Origin of the sequence: Kitasatospora sp. NPDC057512 (genome assembly GCF_042802135.1) — a bacterium.
GTDB lineage: Bacteria > Actinomycetota > Actinomycetes > Streptomycetales > Streptomycetaceae > Kitasatospora.
The window spans coordinates 1-3028 of the sequence record NZ_JBHVET010000895.1; the positions used below are offsets into that span (position 1 = coordinate 1).

The 3028-nt window shown below is 76.4% G+C and carries 1 protein-coding gene and 1 pseudogene; both read left to right on the forward strand.

Going from position 1 to position 3028, the window contains the following annotated elements:
• Positions 1 to 2926, forward strand: a 2926-nt coding sequence (locus ACFU6K_RS35430) for an ATP-binding protein (protein WP_380670202.1), incomplete at its 5' end; no start/stop codon positions are given.
• 10 nt (positions 2927 to 2936) lie between these two features.
• Positions 2937 to 3028, forward strand: a pseudogene (locus tag ACFU6K_RS35435) (roadblock/LC7 domain-containing protein); the annotation flags it as partial.

A 3028-nucleotide genomic window follows, 5' to 3' on the forward strand; every position in this document is an offset into this window, starting at 1 on the left:
CAGCCAGCTGAGCTACAACTCGGTGGTCGCCGACGCCGACCGCTACGCCTCCACGATCCTCACCCAGAGCGGCATCCGCCAGACCGAGGCGGTCAGCTACAAGGACTGGTACGAGAAGGCCAGCTCCAAGATCACCGCCGAGCGCCGGATCGAAGCCAAGCTCATCGAGAACCTGGACGGAAAGGCCCAGGACCTCCAGTCCCAGGCCGACGCCGACGCCCTGATCATCGGTGTCGCGGTCGCCCTGGTGCTGCTCGTCGCCCTCGGTGGCGCCGGTCTGATCGCCCGCTCGATGGTGCGCTCGCTGACCCGCCTCCAGGCCGCGGCCGAGGACGTCGCCGAGCGCCGCCTGCCCGAGCTGGTCAAGACCCTCTCCGAGGCCGACCCGCACGACGTCGACACCACGGTCGAGCCGGTCGCCGTCGACTCCACCGACGAGATCGGCCACGTGGCCCACGCGTTCGACATGGTGCACAGCGAGGCCGTCCGCCTCGCCGCCGAGCAGGCCCTCCTGCGCGGCAACATCAACGCGATGTTCACCAACCTCTCGCGCCGCAGCCAGGGCCTCATCCAGCGCCAGCTGTCGCTCATCTCCGAGCTGGAGAGCCGCGAGGCGGACCCGGACCAGCTGGCCAACCTCTTCAAGCTGGACCACCTCGCGACCCGCATGCGCCGCAACGGCGAAAACCTCCTCGTCCTCGCCGGTGAGGACCCGGGCCGCCGCTGGACCAGGCCCGTCCCGCTGGTCGACGTGCTCCGCGCCGCCGCCTCCGAGGTGGAGCAGTACGAGCGCATCGAGCTCGCCGCCGTACCGTCGGCCGAGGTCGCCGGCCGCGTCGTCAACGACCTCGTCCACCTGCTCGCCGAGCTGCTGGAGAACGCCACCTCGTTCTCCAGCCCGCAGACCCGCGTCCGGGTCACCGGCCACGCGCTGCCGGACGGCCGCGTCCTGGTCGAGATCCACGACACCGGCATCGGCCTGAGCCCCGACGACCTCGCCGAGATCAACGAGCGCCTCGCCAACCCGCCGACGGTGGACGTCTCGGTCTCCCGCCGCATGGGCCTCTTCGTGGTCGGCCGCCTGTCCCTGCGACACGGCATCCGCATCCAGCTCCGCCCCAGCGACTCCGGCGGCACCACCGCGCTGGTCATGCTCCCGGTGGACGTCACCAATTCGGGCGACCGCCGCGGCGCCGGCCGGGCCGGCTCCGGCCAGGGCAAGCAGCAGCGCGGGGTCACCCCGACGCCGCGCCAGCAGCGCCAGGTGCCGCCCGGCCGCCAGAGCGGTCCGGCCGCGCTCGGCCAGGGCGGTCCGGCCGCCGGTGCCCCGCAGGGCGGCCGCCCGCAGCTCGGCCAGGGCGGTCCGGCCGCTCCGACCGGTCCCGGTCCGCAGGGCGGTCCGGGCGCGCAGGGCGGTCCCGGCGCGCCGGGCGGTCCGGGTGCGTCCGGCGGCGGTCTGCCGACCCGCAAGGTCGGCCAGTCGCTGCGGGAGAACCCCGCCCCGCAGGGCGGCGGTCAGCAGGGCCAGGGCCAGCGGCCCGCCCAGCCGCAGCAGAAGCAGAAGCAGCAGGCCCCGCAGAACCAGCAGGCTCCGCAGCAGGCCCAGCAGGGCGGTCTGCCGCAGCGCGCCCCGGGCCGCCAGGGCCCGCCGCAGAGCGGCCCGAACGGCCTGCCCCGCCGCGGCCGTCAGCAGCAGCCCGGCCAGCCCGGCCAGCCGGGTCAGCCGCAGGCCGGTCAGTCCCAGCCCGGCCGGCCCGGCCAGGAGCGTCCGCGTCCCGCCGGCGGGTTCGACGGCGGTCCGGGCGCCCGGACCGGCGAGCAGCCGCAGCACGGCCGCCCCGGCGCTCCCGGTGGCCCCGGTGGTCCCGGCGCGCCGCAGCAGGGCGCCCGTCCGGGCAACCGTCCGCAGGACGGCCTGCCGCAGCGCCGCCCGGCCCCGCAGGGCCCCGGCGCCCCCGGTCGACCCGCCGCCCAGGGCCCGCGCGGTCCGCAGCGCCCCGGCCCGGACGCGCCGCAGCGCGACCGCCAGCCGCAGCTGCCGCCGCAGGCCCAGCAGCAGCCCCAGCCGCTGCCGTCGGCCGAGCCGGCGCCGGTGGAGAGCACCCAGCAGTTCGCCCGTCCGCGCTTCGAGGCCAGCCAGATCGACCCGCGCGACCCGCTGGGCCTCGGCCTGGTCGAGCCGGTGCTGCCGAACGTGCCGAACCCGCCGCGTCCGGAGCCGGTGCGCCAGGAGCAGGCCCCGCAGCAGCCGCAGCCGCAGCCGCTGCCGCTGCCGCACCAGGAGCCGATGGCGCTGCCGACCGGCCCGTCCGAGGCCGCGGGCCGACCGGGCGCCGACGAGCAGCCCTGGTTCCCGCAGTCCGACGGCTCGCAGCAGGCGCGGCCGCGGCCGTACCAGCCGCGCCGCCCCGGCACCGCCGCGCCGGAGTTCCAGCAGCCGGCCGACGAGCAGCACGCTCCGCAGCGGCAGGCCCCGCAGCAGCCCGCGCCCCAGCAGCAGGCGCCCCAGCAGCAGGGCCAGCCGCAGCAGAACCAGCAGCAGCCGCAGGGTCAGCCGCAGCCGGGCACCGGCGACGCGCCGTGGCGTCCGTCCGCGAACGACGAGCGCTGGCGTCGCGCCGAGCAGATCCGCGAGCCCTCGACCAGCGGTGTCACCATGTCGGGCCTGCCCCGGCGGACCCCGCAGGCCAACCTGGTCTCCGGCACCGCCGAGGCCTCGCCGCTGACCGGTCCGCAGGTCTCCCGGGCCCCCGAGGAGGTCCGCGGTCGACTGACCAACCTGCGCCGCGGCATCCAGCAGGGCCGCCGCGCCGGGGCCGAGCAGGCCGCCAACCAGGCGGGCCACCAGCATGGTGCCCAGCAGCCCGGATTCGATAGTTTCGGTGGCCGGAGCGACGGCAACGGCGCAGATCACCAGGAGCGTTGAGTTGAACCAGATGAGCCAGGCCGCACAGAACCTGAACTGGCTGATCACCAATTTCGTGGACAACACCCCCGGGGTGTCCCACACCGTGGTGGTCTCCGCGGA